The sequence below is a fragment of the Pseudomonas sp. RtIB026 genome (genome assembly GCF_016861355.2).
Classification (GTDB): Bacteria; Pseudomonadota; Gammaproteobacteria; order Pseudomonadales; family Pseudomonadaceae; genus Aquipseudomonas; species Aquipseudomonas peradeniyensis.
Map to the genome: position 1 here is coordinate 4,463,542 of NZ_AP023348.2, position 16,134 is coordinate 4,479,675.

General features: G+C 65.3%; 12 protein-coding genes. All 12 read left to right on the forward strand.

Features of this window, described 5'->3' with window-relative positions:
• Positions 1 to 72 precede the first annotated feature (72 nt).
• A complete protein-coding gene (gene nuoC / locus PRtIB026_RS19935) occupies positions 73 to 1,854 on the forward strand; it encodes an NADH-quinone oxidoreductase subunit C/D (protein ID WP_110733467.1) in 1,782 nt (593 codons plus the stop codon).
• 2 nt (positions 1,855 to 1,856) lie between these two features.
• A complete protein-coding gene (nuoE, locus tag PRtIB026_RS19940) occupies positions 1,857 to 2,354 on the forward strand; it encodes an NADH-quinone oxidoreductase subunit NuoE (protein WP_012313767.1) in 498 nt (165 codons plus the stop codon).
• Positions 2,351 to 3,718, forward strand: coding sequence for an NADH-quinone oxidoreductase subunit NuoF (nuoF, locus tag PRtIB026_RS19945; protein WP_203652033.1), 1,368 nt, complete (start codon positions 2,351 to 2,353; stop codon positions 3,716 to 3,718). Before nuoE ends, nuoF begins: the two co-directional genes overlap by 4 nt.
• Positions 3,719 to 3,850: 132 nt before the next feature.
• A complete protein-coding gene (gene nuoG, locus PRtIB026_RS19950; protein WP_203652031.1) occupies positions 3,851 to 6,565 on the forward strand; it encodes an NADH-quinone oxidoreductase subunit NuoG in 2,715 nt (904 codons plus the stop codon).
• Positions 6,562 to 7,569 carry an NADH-quinone oxidoreductase subunit NuoH gene (nuoH, locus tag PRtIB026_RS19955; protein ID WP_050706494.1) on the forward strand — a complete coding sequence of 336 codons (1,008 nt, stop codon included), beginning with the start codon at positions 6,562 to 6,564 and terminating at the stop codon, positions 7,567 to 7,569. The genes nuoG and nuoH overlap by 4 nt, the downstream gene beginning before the upstream one ends.
• 11 nt (positions 7,570 to 7,580) lie before the next feature.
• On the forward strand, positions 7,581 to 8,129 hold the full coding sequence (gene nuoI, locus PRtIB026_RS19960; RefSeq protein WP_203652029.1) for an NADH-quinone oxidoreductase subunit NuoI: 549 nt from the start codon (positions 7,581 to 7,583) through the stop codon (positions 8,127 to 8,129).
• Between the two features lie 10 nt (positions 8,130 to 8,139).
• Positions 8,140 to 8,640, forward strand: a complete 501-nt coding sequence (gene nuoJ, locus PRtIB026_RS19965) for an NADH-quinone oxidoreductase subunit J (protein WP_110733459.1) — start codon at positions 8,140 to 8,142, stop codon at positions 8,638 to 8,640.
• A gap of 3 nt (positions 8,641 to 8,643) precedes the next feature.
• Positions 8,644 to 8,952 carry an NADH-quinone oxidoreductase subunit NuoK gene (nuoK, locus tag PRtIB026_RS19970; protein ID WP_008096201.1) on the forward strand — a complete coding sequence of 103 codons (309 nt, stop codon included), beginning with the start codon at positions 8,644 to 8,646 and terminating at the stop codon, positions 8,950 to 8,952.
• Positions 8,949 to 10,802 (forward strand): NADH-quinone oxidoreductase subunit L, encoded by a 1,854-nt coding sequence (gene nuoL, locus PRtIB026_RS19975; protein WP_062573488.1) that lies wholly within the window; start codon positions 8,949 to 8,951, stop codon positions 10,800 to 10,802. Before nuoK ends, nuoL begins: the two co-directional genes overlap by 4 nt.
• A 40-nt stretch (positions 10,803 to 10,842) precedes the next feature.
• Positions 10,843 to 12,375, forward strand: coding sequence for an NADH-quinone oxidoreductase subunit M (gene nuoM, locus PRtIB026_RS19980; protein ID WP_110733457.1), 1,533 nt, complete (start codon positions 10,843 to 10,845; stop codon positions 12,373 to 12,375).
• A 7-nt stretch (positions 12,376 to 12,382) separates the two neighbouring features.
• Positions 12,383 to 13,852 carry an NADH-quinone oxidoreductase subunit NuoN gene (gene nuoN / locus PRtIB026_RS19985; RefSeq protein ID WP_038706426.1) on the forward strand — a complete coding sequence of 490 codons (1,470 nt, stop codon included), beginning with the start codon at positions 12,383 to 12,385 and terminating at the stop codon, positions 13,850 to 13,852.
• Positions 13,853 to 14,067: 215 nt separating this feature from the next.
• On the forward strand, positions 14,068 to 16,119 hold the full coding sequence (locus PRtIB026_RS19990; RefSeq protein ID WP_203652026.1) for a TonB-dependent receptor family protein: 2,052 nt from the start codon (positions 14,068 to 14,070) through the stop codon (positions 16,117 to 16,119).
• The last annotated feature ends 15 nt before the right edge of the window (positions 16,120 to 16,134 follow it).

The window sequence follows — 16,134 nt, forward strand, 5'->3', positions numbered from 1 at the left end:
ACCTGCCGCCCGCTCCCGAAGGAGCCGGCGGCCTGGCTTCATTCTTAACGCTGACCCAAAGCGACCGAGACCATGACAGCGGACAACGCTATTTATATTCCGCCCTACAAGGCTGACGACCAGGATGTGGTCGTCGAACTGCACAACCGTTTTGGCGCCGACGCATTCGTCGCCCAGGAAACCCGCACCGGCATGCCGGTACTGTGGGTAAAGCGTGCCCAGCTCAAGGAAGTGCTGAGCTTCCTGCGCGGCGTCGCCAAGCCGTACAGCATGCTGTACGACCTGCACGGCGTCGACGAGCGCCTGCGCACCCAGCGCCGCGGCCTGCCTGCCGCCGATTTCAGCGTGTTCTACCACCTGCTGTCGGTCGAGCGTAACAGCGACGTGATGATCAAGGTGTCGCTCAGCGAAGGCGACCTGAACCTGCCGACGGTGACCGGTATCTGGCCGAACGCCAACTGGTACGAGCGCGAAGTCTGGGACATGTTCGGCATCGACTTTGCCGGCCACCCGCACCTGAGCCGTATCATGATGCCGCCGACCTGGGAAGGTCACCCGCTGCGCAAGGACTACCCCGCCCGCGCCACCGAGTTCGATCCCTACAGCCTGACCCTGGCCAAGCAACAGCTTGAAGAGGAATCGGCGCGCTTCAACCCGGAAGCCTGGGGCATGAAGCGCCAGGGCGCCAACGAGGACTACATGTTCCTCAACCTCGGCCCGAACCACCCGTCCGCCCACGGTGCCTTCCGTATCGTCCTGCAGCTGGACGGTGAAGAGATCGTCGACTGCGTCCCGGACATCGGCTACCACCACCGTGGCGCCGAGAAGATGGCCGAGCGTCAGTCCTGGCACAGCTTCATTCCCTACACCGACCGTATCGACTACCTCGGCGGGGTGATGAACAACCTGCCGTACGTACTGGCGGTCGAGAAGCTGGCCGGCATCCAGGTGCCGCAGAAAGTCGACGTGATTCGCATCATGCTCGCCGAGTTCTTCCGCATCACCAGCCACCTGCTGTTCCTGGGCACCTACATCCAGGACGTCGGCGCCATGACCCCGGTGTTCTTCACCTTCACCGACCGCCAGCGCGCCTACACCGTGATCGAAGCGATCACCGGTTTCCGCCTGCACCCGGCCTGGTACCGCATCGGTGGCGTCGCCCACGACCTGCCGCGCGGCTGGGACAAGCTGGTCAAGGACTTCGTCGAATGGCTGCCCAAGCGCCTCGACGAGTACACCAAGGCCGCCCTGCAGAACAGCATCCTCAAGGGCCGTACCATCGGCGTTGCCGCGTACAACACCAAGGAAGCGCTGGAATGGGGCACCACCGGTGCCGGCCTGCGTTCCACCGGTTGCGACTTCGACCTGCGTAAGGCCCGCCCTTACTCTGGCTACGAGAACTTCGAGTTCGAAGTGCCGCTGGCCCACAACGGCGATGCCTACGATCGCTGCATGGTCCGTGTCGAGGAGATGCGCCAGAGTATCCGCATCATCGACCAGTGCCTGCGCAACATGCCGGAAGGCCCGTACAAGGCGGATCACCCGCTGACCACGCCGCCGCCGAAAGAGCGCACCCTGCAGCACATCGAGACCCTGATCACCCACTTCCTGCAAGTCTCGTGGGGCCCGGTCATGCCGGCCAACGAGTCGTTCCAGATGATCGAGGCGACCAAGGGCATCAACAGTTACTACCTGACGAGCGATGGCGGCACCATGAGCTACCGCACCCGGATCCGTACCCCGAGCTACCCGCACCTGCAGCAGATCCCTTCGGTGATCAAAGGCAGCATGGTCGCGGACCTCATCGCGTACCTGGGCAGTATCGACTTCGTTATGGCTGACGTGGACCGCTAAGCATGAACAGCACGCTTATCCAAACCGACCGTTTCGCCCTGAGCGAAACCGAGCGCTCGGCCATCGAGCACGAGATGCACCACTACGAGGACCCGCGCGCGGCGTCCATCGAAGCCCTGAAGATCGTCCAGAAGGAACGCGGCTGGGTGCCGGACGGCGCCATCTACGCCATCGGCGAAGTGCTGGGTATCCCCGCCAGCGACGTCGAGGGCGTGGCCACCTTCTACAGCCAGATCTTCCGCCAGCCGGTCGGCCGCCACATCATCCGCGTGTGCGACAGCATGGTCTGCTACATCGGCGGCCACGAATCGGTGGTCAGCCAGATCCAGAGCGAGCTGGGCATCGGCCTCGGCCAGACCACTGCGGACGGGCGTTTCACCCTGCTGCCGGTGTGCTGCCTGGGCAACTGCGACAAGGCCCCGGCGCTGATGATCGACGACGACACCTTTGGCGACGTGCAGCCTGCCGGCGTCTCCAAGCTGCTGGAGGGTTACGTATGACCATCACTTCCTTCGGCCCGGCCAACCGCATCGCGCGTTCGGCCGAAACCCACCCCCTGACCTGGCGCCTGCGCGACGACGGCGAGCCTGTATGGCTGGCCGAGTACCAGGCCAAGAACGGCTATGCCGCCGCCCGCAAGGCGCTGGCCGAGATGTCCCAGGACGATATCGTCCAGTCCGTCAAGGACTCCGGCCTCAAGGGCCGTGGCGGCGCGGGCTTCCCCACCGGCGTGAAGTGGGGCCTGATGCCCAAAGACGAATCCATGAACATCCGCTACCTGCTGTGCAACGCGGATGAAATGGAGCCGAACACCTGGAAGGACCGCATGCTGATGGAGCAACAGCCCCATCTGCTGGTCGAGGGCATGCTGATCAGCGCCCGCGCCCTGAAGGCCTACCGTGGCTACATCTTCCTGCGTGGCGAATACACCACCGCGGCGAAGAACCTCAACCGCGCCATCGACGAAGCCAAGGCCGCAGGCCTGCTGGGCAAGAACATCCTCGGCTCGGGCTTTGATTTCGAGCTGTTCGTGCACACCGGTGCCGGGCGCTACATCTGCGGTGAAGAAACCGCGCTGATCAACTCGCTCGAAGGCCGCCGCGCCAACCCGCGCTCCAAGCCGCCCTTCCCTGCCGCCGTCGGCGTGTGGGGCAAGCCGACCTGCGTGAACAACGTCGAGACCCTGTGCAACGTGCCGGCCATCGTCGCCAACGGCAACGACTGGTACAAGTCGCTGGCCCGCGAAGGCAGCGAAGACCACGGCACCAAGCTGATGGGCTTCTCCGGCAAGGTGAAGAACCCGGGCCTGTGGGAGCTGCCGTTCGGCGTCACCGCCCGCGAGCTGTTCGAAGACTACGCCGGTGGCATGCGCGACGGCTTCAAGCTCAAGTGCTGGCAGCCAGGCGGCGCCGGTACCGGCTTCCTGCTGCCCGAGCACCTCGATGCGCAGATGTACGCCGGTGGCATCGCCAAGGTCGGCACCCGTATGGGTACGGGCCTGGCCATGGCGGTCGACGACAGCGTCAACATGGTCTCGCTGCTGCGCAACATGGAAGAGTTCTTCGCCCGCGAATCCTGCGGCTGGTGCACGCCGTGCCGCGACGGCCTGCCATGGAGCGTGAAGATGCTGCGCGCCCTGGAGAAAGGCCAGGGCCGCGCCGAAGACATCGAGACCCTGCTGGGTCTGGTCAACTTCCTCGGCCCAGGCCGCACCTTCTGTGCTCACGCACCGGGTGCCGTCGAGCCACTGGGCAGTGCCATCAAGTATTTCCGCTCGGAGTTCGAGGCCGGCGTCGCCCCAGCCACTGCTGGCAGCGAAGCCCTGCGCCCGAACCTGGCGAAGCCGATCGTGGTCGGCGCATAACAAGATGAACAGCGGATGGTCCGTGCCATCCGCCAGCCCGCCGGCCGGCCCGAACGATTCGTGGCCGGCCGCAGGCTCACCGATTTCCATTAGCCACGCCCGCCCACGCGGGCCAACGAAGAACTTTGAACAATGGCCACTATCCACGTAGACGGCAAAGCGCTCGAAGTCAACGGTGCGGACAACCTGTTACAGGCCTGTCTGTCGCTCGGCCTCGACATCCCCTATTTCTGCTGGCACCCGGCGCTCGGTAGCGTCGGCGCCTGCCGGCAGTGCGCGGTCAAGCAGTACACCGACGAGAACGACACCCGTGGTCGTATCGTCATGTCCTGCATGACCCCTGCCTCCGACGGCACCTGGATCTCCATCGACGATGACGAGTCCAAGGCGTTCCGCGCCAGCGTCGTCGAATGGCTGATGACCAACCACCCGCACGACTGCCCGGTGTGCGAGGAAGGCGGTCACTGCCACCTGCAGGACATGACGGTAATGACCGGCCACAACGAGCGCCGCTACCGTTTCACCAAGCGTACCCACCAGAACCAGGACCTCGGCCCGTTCATCGCCCATGAGATGAACCGCTGCATCGCCTGCTACCGCTGCGTGCGCTACTACAAGGACTACGCCGGCGGCACCGACCTGGGCGTATACGGCGCCCACGACAACGTGTACTTCGGTCGCGTCGAAGACGGCGTGCTGGAAAGCGAGTTCTCCGGCAACCTCACCGAGGTCTGCCCGACCGGTGTGTTCACCGACAAGACCCACTCCGAGCGTTACAACCGCAAGTGGGACATGCAGTTCGCCCCGAGCATCTGCCATGGCTGCTCCAGCGGCTGCAACATCAGCCCCGGCGAGCGCTACGGCGAACTGCGCCGCATCGAGAACCGTTTCAACGGTTCGGTGAACCAGTACTTCCTGTGCGACCGTGGCCGCTTCGGCTATGGCTACGTCAACCGCAAGGACCGTCCGCGCCAGCCGTTCCTCGCCGATGGCAGCAAGCTGGGCCTGGACGCCGCCCTGGACAAGGCCGCCGACCTGCTGCGCGGCCGCACCATCGTCGGTATCGGCTCGCCGCGCGCCAGCCTCGAGAGCAACTATGGCCTGCGTGAGCTGGTCGGCGCCGAGTACTTCTACTCCGGTATGGAAGCTGGCGAACTGGCCCGCGTGCGCCTGGCGCTGAACGTGCTGAACGACAGCCCACTGCCAGTCCCGACCCTGCGCGACATCGAAGACCACGACGCCGTGTTCGTGCTCGGTGAAGACCTGACCCAGACCGCCGCCCGCGTCGCCCTGGCCGTGCGCCAGGCCACCAAGGGCAAGGCCGAGGCCATGGCCGACGCCATGCGCGTACAGCCTTGGCTGGACGCTGCGGTGAAGAACATCGGCCAGCACGCGCTGTACCCGCTGTTCATCGCATCCTTGGCTGAAACCAAGCTGGACGACGTCGCCGAAGAGTGTGTGCACGCTGCTCCCGCTGACCTGGCCCGCATCGGTTTCGCCGTGGCCCACGCCATCGACCCGAGCGCGCCTGCCGTCGCCGGCCTGGACGACGAAGCCAAGGCCCTGGCCCAGCGCATCGCCGATGCCCTGGTCGCCGCCAACCGCCCGCTGGTGGTCGCCGGCACTTCCCTGGCGGACCCTGCGCTGATCGAAGCCGCCGCCAACATCGCCAAGGCCCTCAAGCTGCGCGAAAAGAACGGTTCGCTGAGCCTGGTCGTGCCTGAAGCCAACAGCCTCGGCATGGCGATGCTGGGCGGCGAGTCCGTCGATGCGGCCCTGGACGCCGTGATCAGCGGCAAGGCCGACGCCATCGTCGTGCTGGAAAACGACCTGTACGCCCGCGTACCGGCCGCCAAGGTCGACGCCGCCCTGGCCGCGGCCAAGGTGGTGATCGTTGCCGACCACTCCAAGACCCCGACCCTCGACCGCGCCCACCTGGTGCTGCCCGCCGCCTCGTTCGCCGAAGGCGACGGCACCCTGGTCAGCCAGGAAGGCCGTGCCCAGCGCTTCTTCCAGGTGTTCGACCCGCAGTACCTGGACAGCAGCATCCAGATCCACGAAGGCTGGCGCTGGATGCACGCCCTGCGTGCCACCCTGCTGAACAAGCCGGTGGACTGGACCCAGCTGGACCACGTCACCAGCGCCTGCGCCGAAGCCGCGCCGCAACTGGCCGGCATCATCAATGCCGCACCAAGCGCAGCCTTCCGCATCAAGGGCATGAAGCTGGCCCGCGAGCCGCTGCGCTACTCCGGCCGTACCGCCATGCGCGCCAACATCAGCGTGCACGAGCCACGTACCCCGCAGGACAAGGACACCGCGTTCGCCTTCTCCATGGAAGGCTACTCGGGCTCGGCCGAACCGCGCCAGCAGGTGCCATTCGCCTGGTCGCCAGGCTGGAACTCGCCACAGGCCTGGAACAAGTTCCAGGACGAAGTCGGTGGCCACCTGCGTGCCGGTGACCCGGGCGTGCGCCTGATCGAGTCGCAAGGCGACAAGCTCAACTGGTTCACCGCCATTCCGGGCGCGTTCAACCCGGCTCGCGGCACCTGGACCGCCGTACCGTTCTTCCACCTGTTCGGCAGCGAAGAGAGTTCCTCGCGCGCCGCACCGGTACAAGAGCGTATTCCAGCCGCCTACGTCGGCCTGGCCAAGTCCGAAGCCGACCGCCTGGGTGTCAACGACGGCGCGCTGCTGAGCCTGAACGTGGCCGGTGTTTCGCTGCGCCTGCCGCTGCGTATCAATGAAGAACTGGGCGCTGGCCTGGTTGCGTTGCCCAAAGGCCTGGCCGGCATTCCGCCCGCCATCTTCGGTGCAGCCGTCGAAGGCCTGCAGGAGGCAGCACAATGAGCTGGTTCACCCCCGAAGTGATCGACGTGATCATTCAGGTCGTCAAGGCCATCGTGGTGCTGCTGGCCGTGGTGGTCTGCGGCGCGCTGCTCAGCTTCGTCGAGCGTCGCCTGCTGGGCTGGTGGCAGGACCGCTACGGTCCGAACCGGGTCGGCCCGTTCGGTATGTTCCAGATCGCCGCCGACATGCTGAAGATGTTCTTCAAGGAGGACTGGAACCCGCCCTTCGTCGACAAGATGATCTTCACCCTGGCGCCGGTAGTGGCCATGAGCGCCCTGCTGATCGGCTTCTCGATCATCCCGATCACCCCGGGCTGGGGCGTGGCCGACCTGAACATCGGCCTGCTGTTCTTCTTCGCCATGGCCGGCCTGTCGGTCTACGCCGTGCTGTTCGCCGGCTGGTCGTCGAACAACAAGTACGCCCTGCTGGGCAGCCTGCGGGCCTCGGCGCAGACCGTGTCGTACGAAGTGTTCCTGGGCTTGGCGCTGATGGGCGTGGTGGTGCAGGTGGGTTCGTTCAACATGCGCGACATCGTTGAATACCAGGCCAACAACCTGTGGTTCATCATTCCGCAGTTCTTCGGCTTCTGCACCTTCTTCATCGCTGGCGTCGCCGTGACTCACCGTCACCCGTTCGACCAGCCGGAAGCGGAACAGGAACTGGCCGACGGCTACCACATCGAATATGCCGGCATGAAATGGGGCATGTTCTTCGTCGGTGAGTACATCGGCATCATCCTGATCTCGGCGCTGCTGGTAACCCTGTTCTTCGGTGGCTGGCACGGTCCGTTCGGCATCCTGCCGCAAGTACCGTTCCTGTGGTTCGCCCTGAAGACCGCGTTCTTCATCATGCTGTTCATCCTGCTGCGCGCCTCGATCCCGCGCCCACGCTATGACCAGGTGATGGACTTCAGCTGGAAGTTCTGCCTGCCGCTGACCCTGATCAATTTGCTGGTGACCGCTGCGATCGTGCTCTACAACACGCCAGCCGTCGCGGCCCAGTGAGGATTTGACCCATGTTCAAGTATATCGGCGACATCGTTAAGGGCACCGGCACACAGCTGCGCAGCCTGGCCATGGTGTTCTCCCACGGGTTCCGCAAGCGCGACACCCTGCAGTACCCCGAAAAACCCGTGTACCTGCCGCCGCGCTACCGCGGCCGCATCGTCCTCACCCGCGACCCCGATGGCGAGGAGCGCTGCGTGGCGTGCAACCTCTGCGCGGTGGCCTGCCCGGTCGGCTGCATCTCGCTGCAGAAGGCCGAGACCGAGGACGGCCGTTGGTACCCCGAGTTCTTCCGCATCAACTTCTCGCGCTGCATCTTCTGCGGCCTGTGCGAAGAGGCGTGCCCGACCACCGCGATCCAGCTCACTCCGGATTTCGAAATGGCCGAGTTCAAGCGTCAGGACCTGGTGTACGAGAAAGAAGATCTGCTGATCTCCGGCCCCGGCAAGAACCCTGACTACAACTTCTACCGTGTTGCCGGCATGGCAATCGCTGGCAAGCCGAAAGGCTCTGCGCAGAACGAAGCCGAGCCGATCAACGTGAAGAGCTTGCTCCCATAAGGACAGAAAGATGGAATTCGCTTTCTACTTCGCATCCGGTGTCGCCGTCGTCTCCACGCTTCGCGTGGTGACCGGCACCAACCCGGTGCACGCCCTGCTCTACCTGATCATCTCGCTGATTTCCGTGGCGATGATCTTCTTCTCCCTCGGTGCGCCGTTCGCCGGCGCCCTGGAAGTGATCGCCTACGCCGGCGCCATCATGGTGCTGTTCGTCTTCGTGGTGATGATGCTCAACCTCGGGCCGGCTTCGGTTGCCCAGGAGCGCGGCTGGCTCAAGCCCGGCATCTGGGCGGGGCCGGTGATCCTCGCCGCCCTGCTGCTGCTGGAGCTGCTGTACGTGCTGTTCGTCACCCCGTCGGGCGCCGCCATCAGCGGTACCACCGTCAGCGCCAAGGACGTCGGCATCAGCCTGTTCGGGCCGTACCTGCTGGTGGTCGAACTGGCCTCGATGCTGCTGCTCGCGGCAGCCGTCACCGCCTTCCACCTGGGCCGCAACGAGGCGAAGGAGTAAATCATGGGTGCTATCCCTCTCGAGCATGGTCTGGCGGTCGCCGGCATCCTGTTCTGCTTAGGTCTGGTTGGCCTGATGGTCCGCCGCAACATCCTCTTCGTGCTCATGAGCCTGGAAGTCATGATGAACGCCTCTGCCCTGGCGTTCATCGTCGCCGGTGCCCGTTGGGTCCAGCCCGACGGCCAGGTGATGTTCATCCTGGTGATCAGCCTGGCAGCCGCCGAGGCCAGCATTGGCCTGGCGATCCTGCTGCAGCTGTATCGCCGCTTCCACACTCTCGACATCGATGCTGCCAGTGAGATGCGCGGATGAACCTTATCTTCCTGACGTTCGTATTCCCCCTGATCGGCTTCCTGCTGCTGTCGTTCTCGCGCGGCCGCTGGTCCGAGAACCTGTCGGCGCTGGTCGGCGTCGGCTCGGTCGGTCTGTCGGCGGCCACCGCCGCCTACGTGATCTGGCAGTTCAACGTCGCCCCGCCTGAGGGCGGTGCTTACAGCCAGCTGCTGTGGCAGTGGATGTCGGTGGACGGCTTCGCGCCGAACTTCACCCTGTACGTGGACGGCCTGTCGGTCACCATGCTGGGCGTGGTCACCGGCGTCGGCTTCCTGATCCACCTGTTCGCCTCCTGGTACATGCGTGGCGAAGCCGGTTACTCGCGCTTCTTCTCGTACACCAACCTGTTCATCGCCAGCATGCTGTTCCTGGTGCTGGGCGACAACCTGCTGTTCATCTACTTCGGCTGGGAAGGCGTGGGCCTGTGCTCGTACCTGTTGATCGGTTTCTACTACAGCAACCGCAACAACGGTAACGCGGCACTCAAGGCGTTCATCGTCACCCGCATCGGCGACGTGTTCATGGCCATCGGCCTGTTCATCCTGTTCGTCCAGCTGGGTACCCTGAACGTGCAGGAACTGCTGGTGCTGGCACCGCAGAAGTTCCAGGCCGGTGACACCTGGATGGTCCTGGCGACCCTGATGCTGCTGGGTGGCGCGGTCGGTAAATCGGCCCAGCTGCCGCTGCAGACCTGGCTGGCCGACGCGATGGCGGGCCCGACCCCGGTTTCGGCGCTGATCCACGCGGCCACCATGGTGACCGCGGGCGTGTACCTGATCGCCCGTACCAACGGCCTGTTCCTGCTGGCGCCGGACGTCCTGCACCTGGTCGGCGTGGTCGGTGGCGTGACCCTGGTCCTGGCCGGCTTCGCCGCCCTGGTACAGACCGACATCAAGCGTATCCTCGCCTACTCGACCATGAGCCAGATCGGCTACATGTTCCTGGCCCTGGGCGTCGGCGCCTGGGACGCGGCGATCTTCCACCTGATGACCCACGCCTTCTTCAAGGCCCTGCTGTTCCTTGCCTCCGGTGCGGTGATCGTCGCCTGCCACCACGAGCAGAACATCTTCAAGATGGGCGGCCTGTGGAAGAAATTGCCGCTGGCCTACGCCAGCTTCGTGGTCGGTGGCGCCGCCCTGGCCGCCCTGCCGATCCTGACCGTGGGCTTCTACTCCAAGGACGAGATCCTCTGGGAAGCCTTCGCCAGCGGCAACACCGGCCTGCTGTACGCCGGCCTGGTGGGCGCGTTCATGACCTCGCTGTACACCTTCCGCCTGATCTTCATCGCCTTCCACGGCGAAGCCAAGACCGAAGCCCACGCCGGCCACGGCATCAGCCACTGGCTGCCGCTGGGCGTGCTGATCGTGCTGTCGACCTTCATCGGCGCCTGGATCCACCCGCCGCTGGCAGGCGTGCTGCCTGAAAGCGCCGGCCACGCCGGTGGCGAAGCCAAGCACTCGCTGGAGATCGCCTCGGGCGCCATCGCCATCGCCGGTATCCTGCTGTCGGCCCTGCTGTTCCTGGGCAAGCGCCGCTTCGTCACTGCGGTCGCCAACAGCGGTATCGGTCGCGTCCTGTCGGCCTGGTGGTTCGCCGCCTGGGGCTTCGACTGGATCTACGACAAGCTCTTCGTCAAACCTTACCTGCTGATCAGCCACATCCTGCGCAAGGACCCGGTTGACCGCAGCATCGGCCTCATCCCTCGCCTGGCTCGCGGCGGTCACGTCGCCATGAGCAAGACCGAGACCGGCCAGCTGCGCTGGTACACCGCCTCGATCGCCGTCGGCGCCGTGCTGGTGCTCGGTGCCGTGGTAGTGGCCGCGGTATGACTATGAATCTTGCGACTTTGCCAAAGGAAACCAACCCGTCATGATTTTGCCTTGGCTGATCCTGATCCCCTTCATCGGCGGCTTCCTGTGCTGGCTGGGTGAGCGCTTCGGCTCCACCCTGCCGCGCTGGATCGCGCTGCTGACCATGTCCCTGCTGCTTGGCATCGGCCTGTGGCTGTGGGCGAACGGCAACTACACCCTGGCTCCGGCCCCTGGCGCGGAGCCCGCCTGGGCCCTCGAGTACAAAGTCGAGTGGATCAAGCGCTTCGGCATCAGCATCCACCTGGCCCTCGACGGCCTGTCGCTGCTGATGATCCTGCTCACCGGCCTGCTCGGTGTGCTGTCGGTGCTGTGCTCGTGGAAAGAGATCCAGCGCCACGTCGGCTTCTTCCACCTCAACCTGATGTGGATCCTCGGCGGCGTGGTCGGTGTGTTCCTGGCCCTGGACCTGTTCCTGTTCTTCTTCTTCTGGGAAATGATGCTGGTGCCGATGTACTTCCTCATCGCGCTCTGGGGTCACAGCTCCTCCGACGGCAAGAAGACCCGGATCTACGCGGCGACCAAGTTCTTCATCTTCACCCAGGCCAGCGGCCTGATCATGCTGGTGGCGATCCTCGGCCTGGTGCTGGTCAACTACAACAGCACCGGCGTGATCACCTTCAACTACAGCGACCTGCTCAAGGCCGAGCTGCCAGCCGGCGTCGAGTACATCCTGATGCTGGGCTTCTTCATCGCCTTCGCGGTGAAGCTGCCGGTGGTGCCGTTCCACTCCTGGCTGCCTGACGCTCACGCCCAGGCACCGACCGCAGGTTCCGTGGACCTCGCGGGCATCCTGCTGAAGACCGCGGCCTACGGCCTGCTGCGCTTCGCCCTGCCGCTGTTCCCGAACGCCTCGGCCGAGTTCGCGCCGATCGCCATGACCCTGGGCCTGATCGGTATCTTCTACGGTGCCTTCCTGGCCTTCGCGCAAACCGACATCAAGCGCCTGGTGGCCTTCTCCAGCGTCTCGCACATGGGCTTCGTGCTGATCGGCATCTACTCCGGCAGCCAGCAGGCCCTGCAGGGCGCGGTGATCCAGATGCTGGCCCACGGCCTGTCGGCCGCCGCGCTGTTCATCCTGGCCGGCCAGCTGTACGAGCGCCTGCACACCCGTGACATGCGCGAGATGGGTGGCCTGTGGCACCGCATCGCGTATCTTCCGGCCATCAGCCTGTTCTTCGCCGCCGCGTCGCTGGGCCTGCCGGGCACCGGCAACTTCGTCGGCGAGTTCCTGATCCTGATCGGCAGCTTCGCCCACGTCCCATGGATCACCGTGATCGCCACCACCGGCCTGGTCTTCGGTTCGGTGTACTCGCTGATCATGATCCACCGCGCCTACTTCGGTCCGGCCAAGGCCGACACCGTGCTGGCCGGCATGGACGGTCGCGAGCTGATCATGGTGCTGGGCCTGGCGGGCCTGCTGATCCTGCTGGGCGTGTATCCGCAGCCGTTCCTGGACACCTCTGCCGCCACCATGAGCGGTGTGCAGCAGTGGCTCGGTTCCGCTTTCACTCAACTCGCTTCGGCCCGGTAAGAGCGCTATGGAATTCACCACTCAACACTTCATCGCATTGGCGCCGATGCTGATCACCACCATCACCACGGTGGTGGTGATGCTGGCGATCGCCTGGAAGCGCAACCACTCGCAGACCTTCCTGCTGTCCACCGTGGGCCTGAACCTGGCCCTGCTGTCGATCCTGCCGGCACTTAAAGTCGCGCCGCTGGCGGTCACCTCGCTGGTGACCATCGACAAGTTCGCCTGCCTGTACATGGCGATCATCCTGGTGGCCACCCTGGCCTGCGTCACCCTTGCCCACGCCTATCTGGGCGAGGGTTCCAAGGGCTTCCCGGGCAACCGTGAAGAGCTGTACCTGCTGCTGCTGATGTCGGCACTGGGCGGTCTGGTGCTGGTCAGCGCCAACCACCTGGCCGGCCTGTTCATCGGCCTTGAGTTGCTGTCGGTGCCGGTCTACGGCCTGGTGGCGTACGCGTTCTTCAACAAGCGCTCGCTGGAAGCCGGCATCAAGTACATGGTGCTGTCGGCCGCCGGTTCCGCCTTCCTGCTGTTCGGCATGGCGCTGCTGTACGCTGACGCAGGCAGCCTGACCTTCGACCAGCTGGGCAAGGCGCTGGCCGCCACCAGCATGCCGAGCCTGCTGGCGCAGCTGGGCCTGGGCATGATGCTGGTGGGCCTGGCCTTCAAGCTGTCGCTGGTGCCATTCCACCTGTGGACCCCGGACGTGTACGAAGGCGCCCCGGCGCCGGTCGCCGCGTTCCTGGCCACCGCCAGCAAGGTCGCGGTGTTCGCCGTGGTCGTGCGCCTGTTCATGCTCTCCCCCGCCGCCAGCAGCGGCGTGCTGAGCACCGTGCTGGCGGTGATCGCGGTTGCCTCGATCATCATCGGCAACCTGCTGGCGCTGACCCAGAGCAACCTCAAGCGTCTGCTCGGTTACTCGTCCATCGCCCACTTCGGCTACCTGGTCATCGCCCTGGTCGCCAGCAAGGGCCTGGCCTTGGAGGCCATGGGCGTGTACCTGGTCACCTACGTGATCACCAGCCTCGGCGCCTTCGGCGTGATCACCCTGATGTCCTCGCCGTACGCCGGCCGTGACGCCGACGCCCTGTACGAGTACCGCGGCCTGTTCTGGCGCCGTCCGTACCTGACCGCCGTGCTGACCGTGATGATGCTCTCGCTGGCCGGTATCCCGCTGACCGCGGGCTTCATCGGCAAGTTCTACATCATCGCCACCGGCGTCGAGTCGCACCTGTGGTGGCTGGTCGGCGCCCTGGTGATCGGCAGCGCCATCGGCGTGTACTACTACCTGCGCGTCATGGTCACCCTGTACCTGGTCGAGCCGAACCTGCGTCGCCACGACGCCCCGCTGAAGTGGGAACAGCGCACCGGCGGCGTGATGCTGCTGGCCATTGCCATCCTCGCCTTCGTGCTGGGCGTGTACCCGCAGCCGTTGCTGGAGATGGTGCAGCAGGCGGGTCTGCAACTGATCGGTTGATCGGCTGACTGCGTCACAAGACACCCCGCCTCGGCGGGGTGTTTTTTTTGGGGGCTGCGTTGCAGCCCATCGCGGGGCAAGCCCGCTCCCACGCCAATTGAGCGAAATGGCGTGGGAGCGGGCTTGCCCCGCGATGGCCATTACAGATCGACCACTGTGCTTCGTCTGCCCTTTGCAGCGTCAGACTCCCGCCCCCGATCTGGAACCCCGTCCCCATGCGCCCCACCCTCCCCTACTCCCTGCTGGCCCTGCTTGTCGCTGGCACCGCCCAGGCCGCCAATCGCGTCGAACTCGACCAGGTGCTGATCCAGGACCGGCAGCAATCCGAACTGGAAGCCGCCGCCGAGCACCTGCGCGAGATCCCCGGCTCCAGCAACCTGGTGGACATGGACAAGGTCGGCCAAGGTCGGGTGGCCAGCAACCAGGACGTGCTGGCCTACCAGCCTGGCGTATTCGCCCAGTCGGCGGGCAACGATGGCATCAAGCTGTCGATCCGTGGTTCGGGCATCAACCGCGCGCCGGGCGCCCACGGCTCGGGCGTGTACACAATGTTCGACGGCCTGCCGCTGACCGGCCCGGGCGGCACGCCCTACGAGCTGTTCGAACCGCTGTGGTTGAGCCGCGCCGAAGTGCTGCGCGGCGCCAACGGCTTCGACCAGGGCTCGCTGGCCCTGGGCGGCGCGATCAACTACGTGACCCACACCGGCTACGATGCCGCGCCCTTGCAGGTGCGCTACGAAGTCGGCAGCCGTGGCTACCAGCGCCGGCACATCAGCTCCGGGCAGGTGCTGGGCAACCTCGACTACTACGTGGCCCTGACCGATGCCGAGTACGACGGCTACCAGGATCACAGCAGCGGCAGCGCCAAGGGCATCGCCGCCAACATCGGCTACCGCTTCAACCCAAACCTGGAGACGCGCTTCTACCTGCGCTACCGGGAAACCGAGAACGACCTGGCCGGGCGCCTGACCAAGGACCAGATCAAGCACCATCCCCGTGCCGCCAATCCGGCGTACCTGGCCCGCGACGACAGCCGCCCGCAACCGGGCAGCACCTGGGTGGGCAACAAGACCACCTTCTTCCTGGATGACGATTCACGCCTGGAGGCGGGGCTGGTCTATCACGACTACCCCATGGACCTGCGCGAAGGCCCGATGCGCCTTAAGGTCGCCTACACCGATGTCAGCGGCACGCTGAACTACTTGCGTCGCGACACCCTGTTCGGCCATGAGAGCAAGACCACCCTCGGTTGGCGTACCACCAAGCACCTGCCCAACAGCGGCGCCTCGCAGTTCGCTCGCCCCGGCGGCGACAACTTCGGCGCCCGCAGCCGCGATTTCAGCTACCAGGGTTCGGATACCGTGCTGCATGCGGGCAACGACCTGGAGCTGATCCCGAACCTGTGGCTGAGCACGGGCCTGGCGATGATCTATACCCGCCGCGAAAGCGACGTCACCTACCCGACCAGTGGCGGCAAGGTCAGCCAGCATGACTGGGACTACGCCCCACGCCTGGGCCTGCGTTACGACATCCGCCCTGACCTGCAGGTCTACGGCAACCTCAGTCGCTCGGTGGAGCCGCCGCACCCGTGGTCGCTGGTCTGGAGTGCGCCGGTCGCCAACCAGCCCATGAAGATGCAGAACCAGACCGCCACCACCCTCGAGCTGGGTGCCCGCGGCGACTCGGCACTGGGGCATTGGGACCTGGCCTGGTACTACGCCCAGGTACGCCACGAACTGTTGAACGTGGAAGTCGTGCAGGGTCTGCCGTTCAAGGAGTTCAATGCCAGCCCCACCGTGCACCAGGGCATCGAGGCCGGCCTGGACAGCCTGCTCTGGGAGCAACCCGGCACCGGCAAGCTCAGCCTGCGCCAGGCCTACACCTTCAGCGACTTCCACTACCGTGACGACGACAAGTTCGGCGACAACCGCCTGCCTGGCATCCCCATGCACTACTACCAGGCCGAACTGCGCTACGACTGGCCGAGCGGTTTCTACGCCGGGGTGAACACGCAGATGGCCTCCAAGGTGCAGGTGGACTACGCCAACAGCTACCACGCCGATGCCTACGCCCTGCTCGGCGCGCGCCTGGGCTGGGACTCGCCGAAACGGGACTGGCAGACCTGGCTCGACCTGCGCAACCTGACCAACAAGCGGTATGCGGCGACGGTGACACCGGGGTACAACGATGCCGGGCAGGACATCGCCCGCTCGACGCCGGGGGAAGGGTTCGGGGTGTATGCGGGGGTTTCCTACAGTTTCCGATAAATAGCTTGGGGCTAC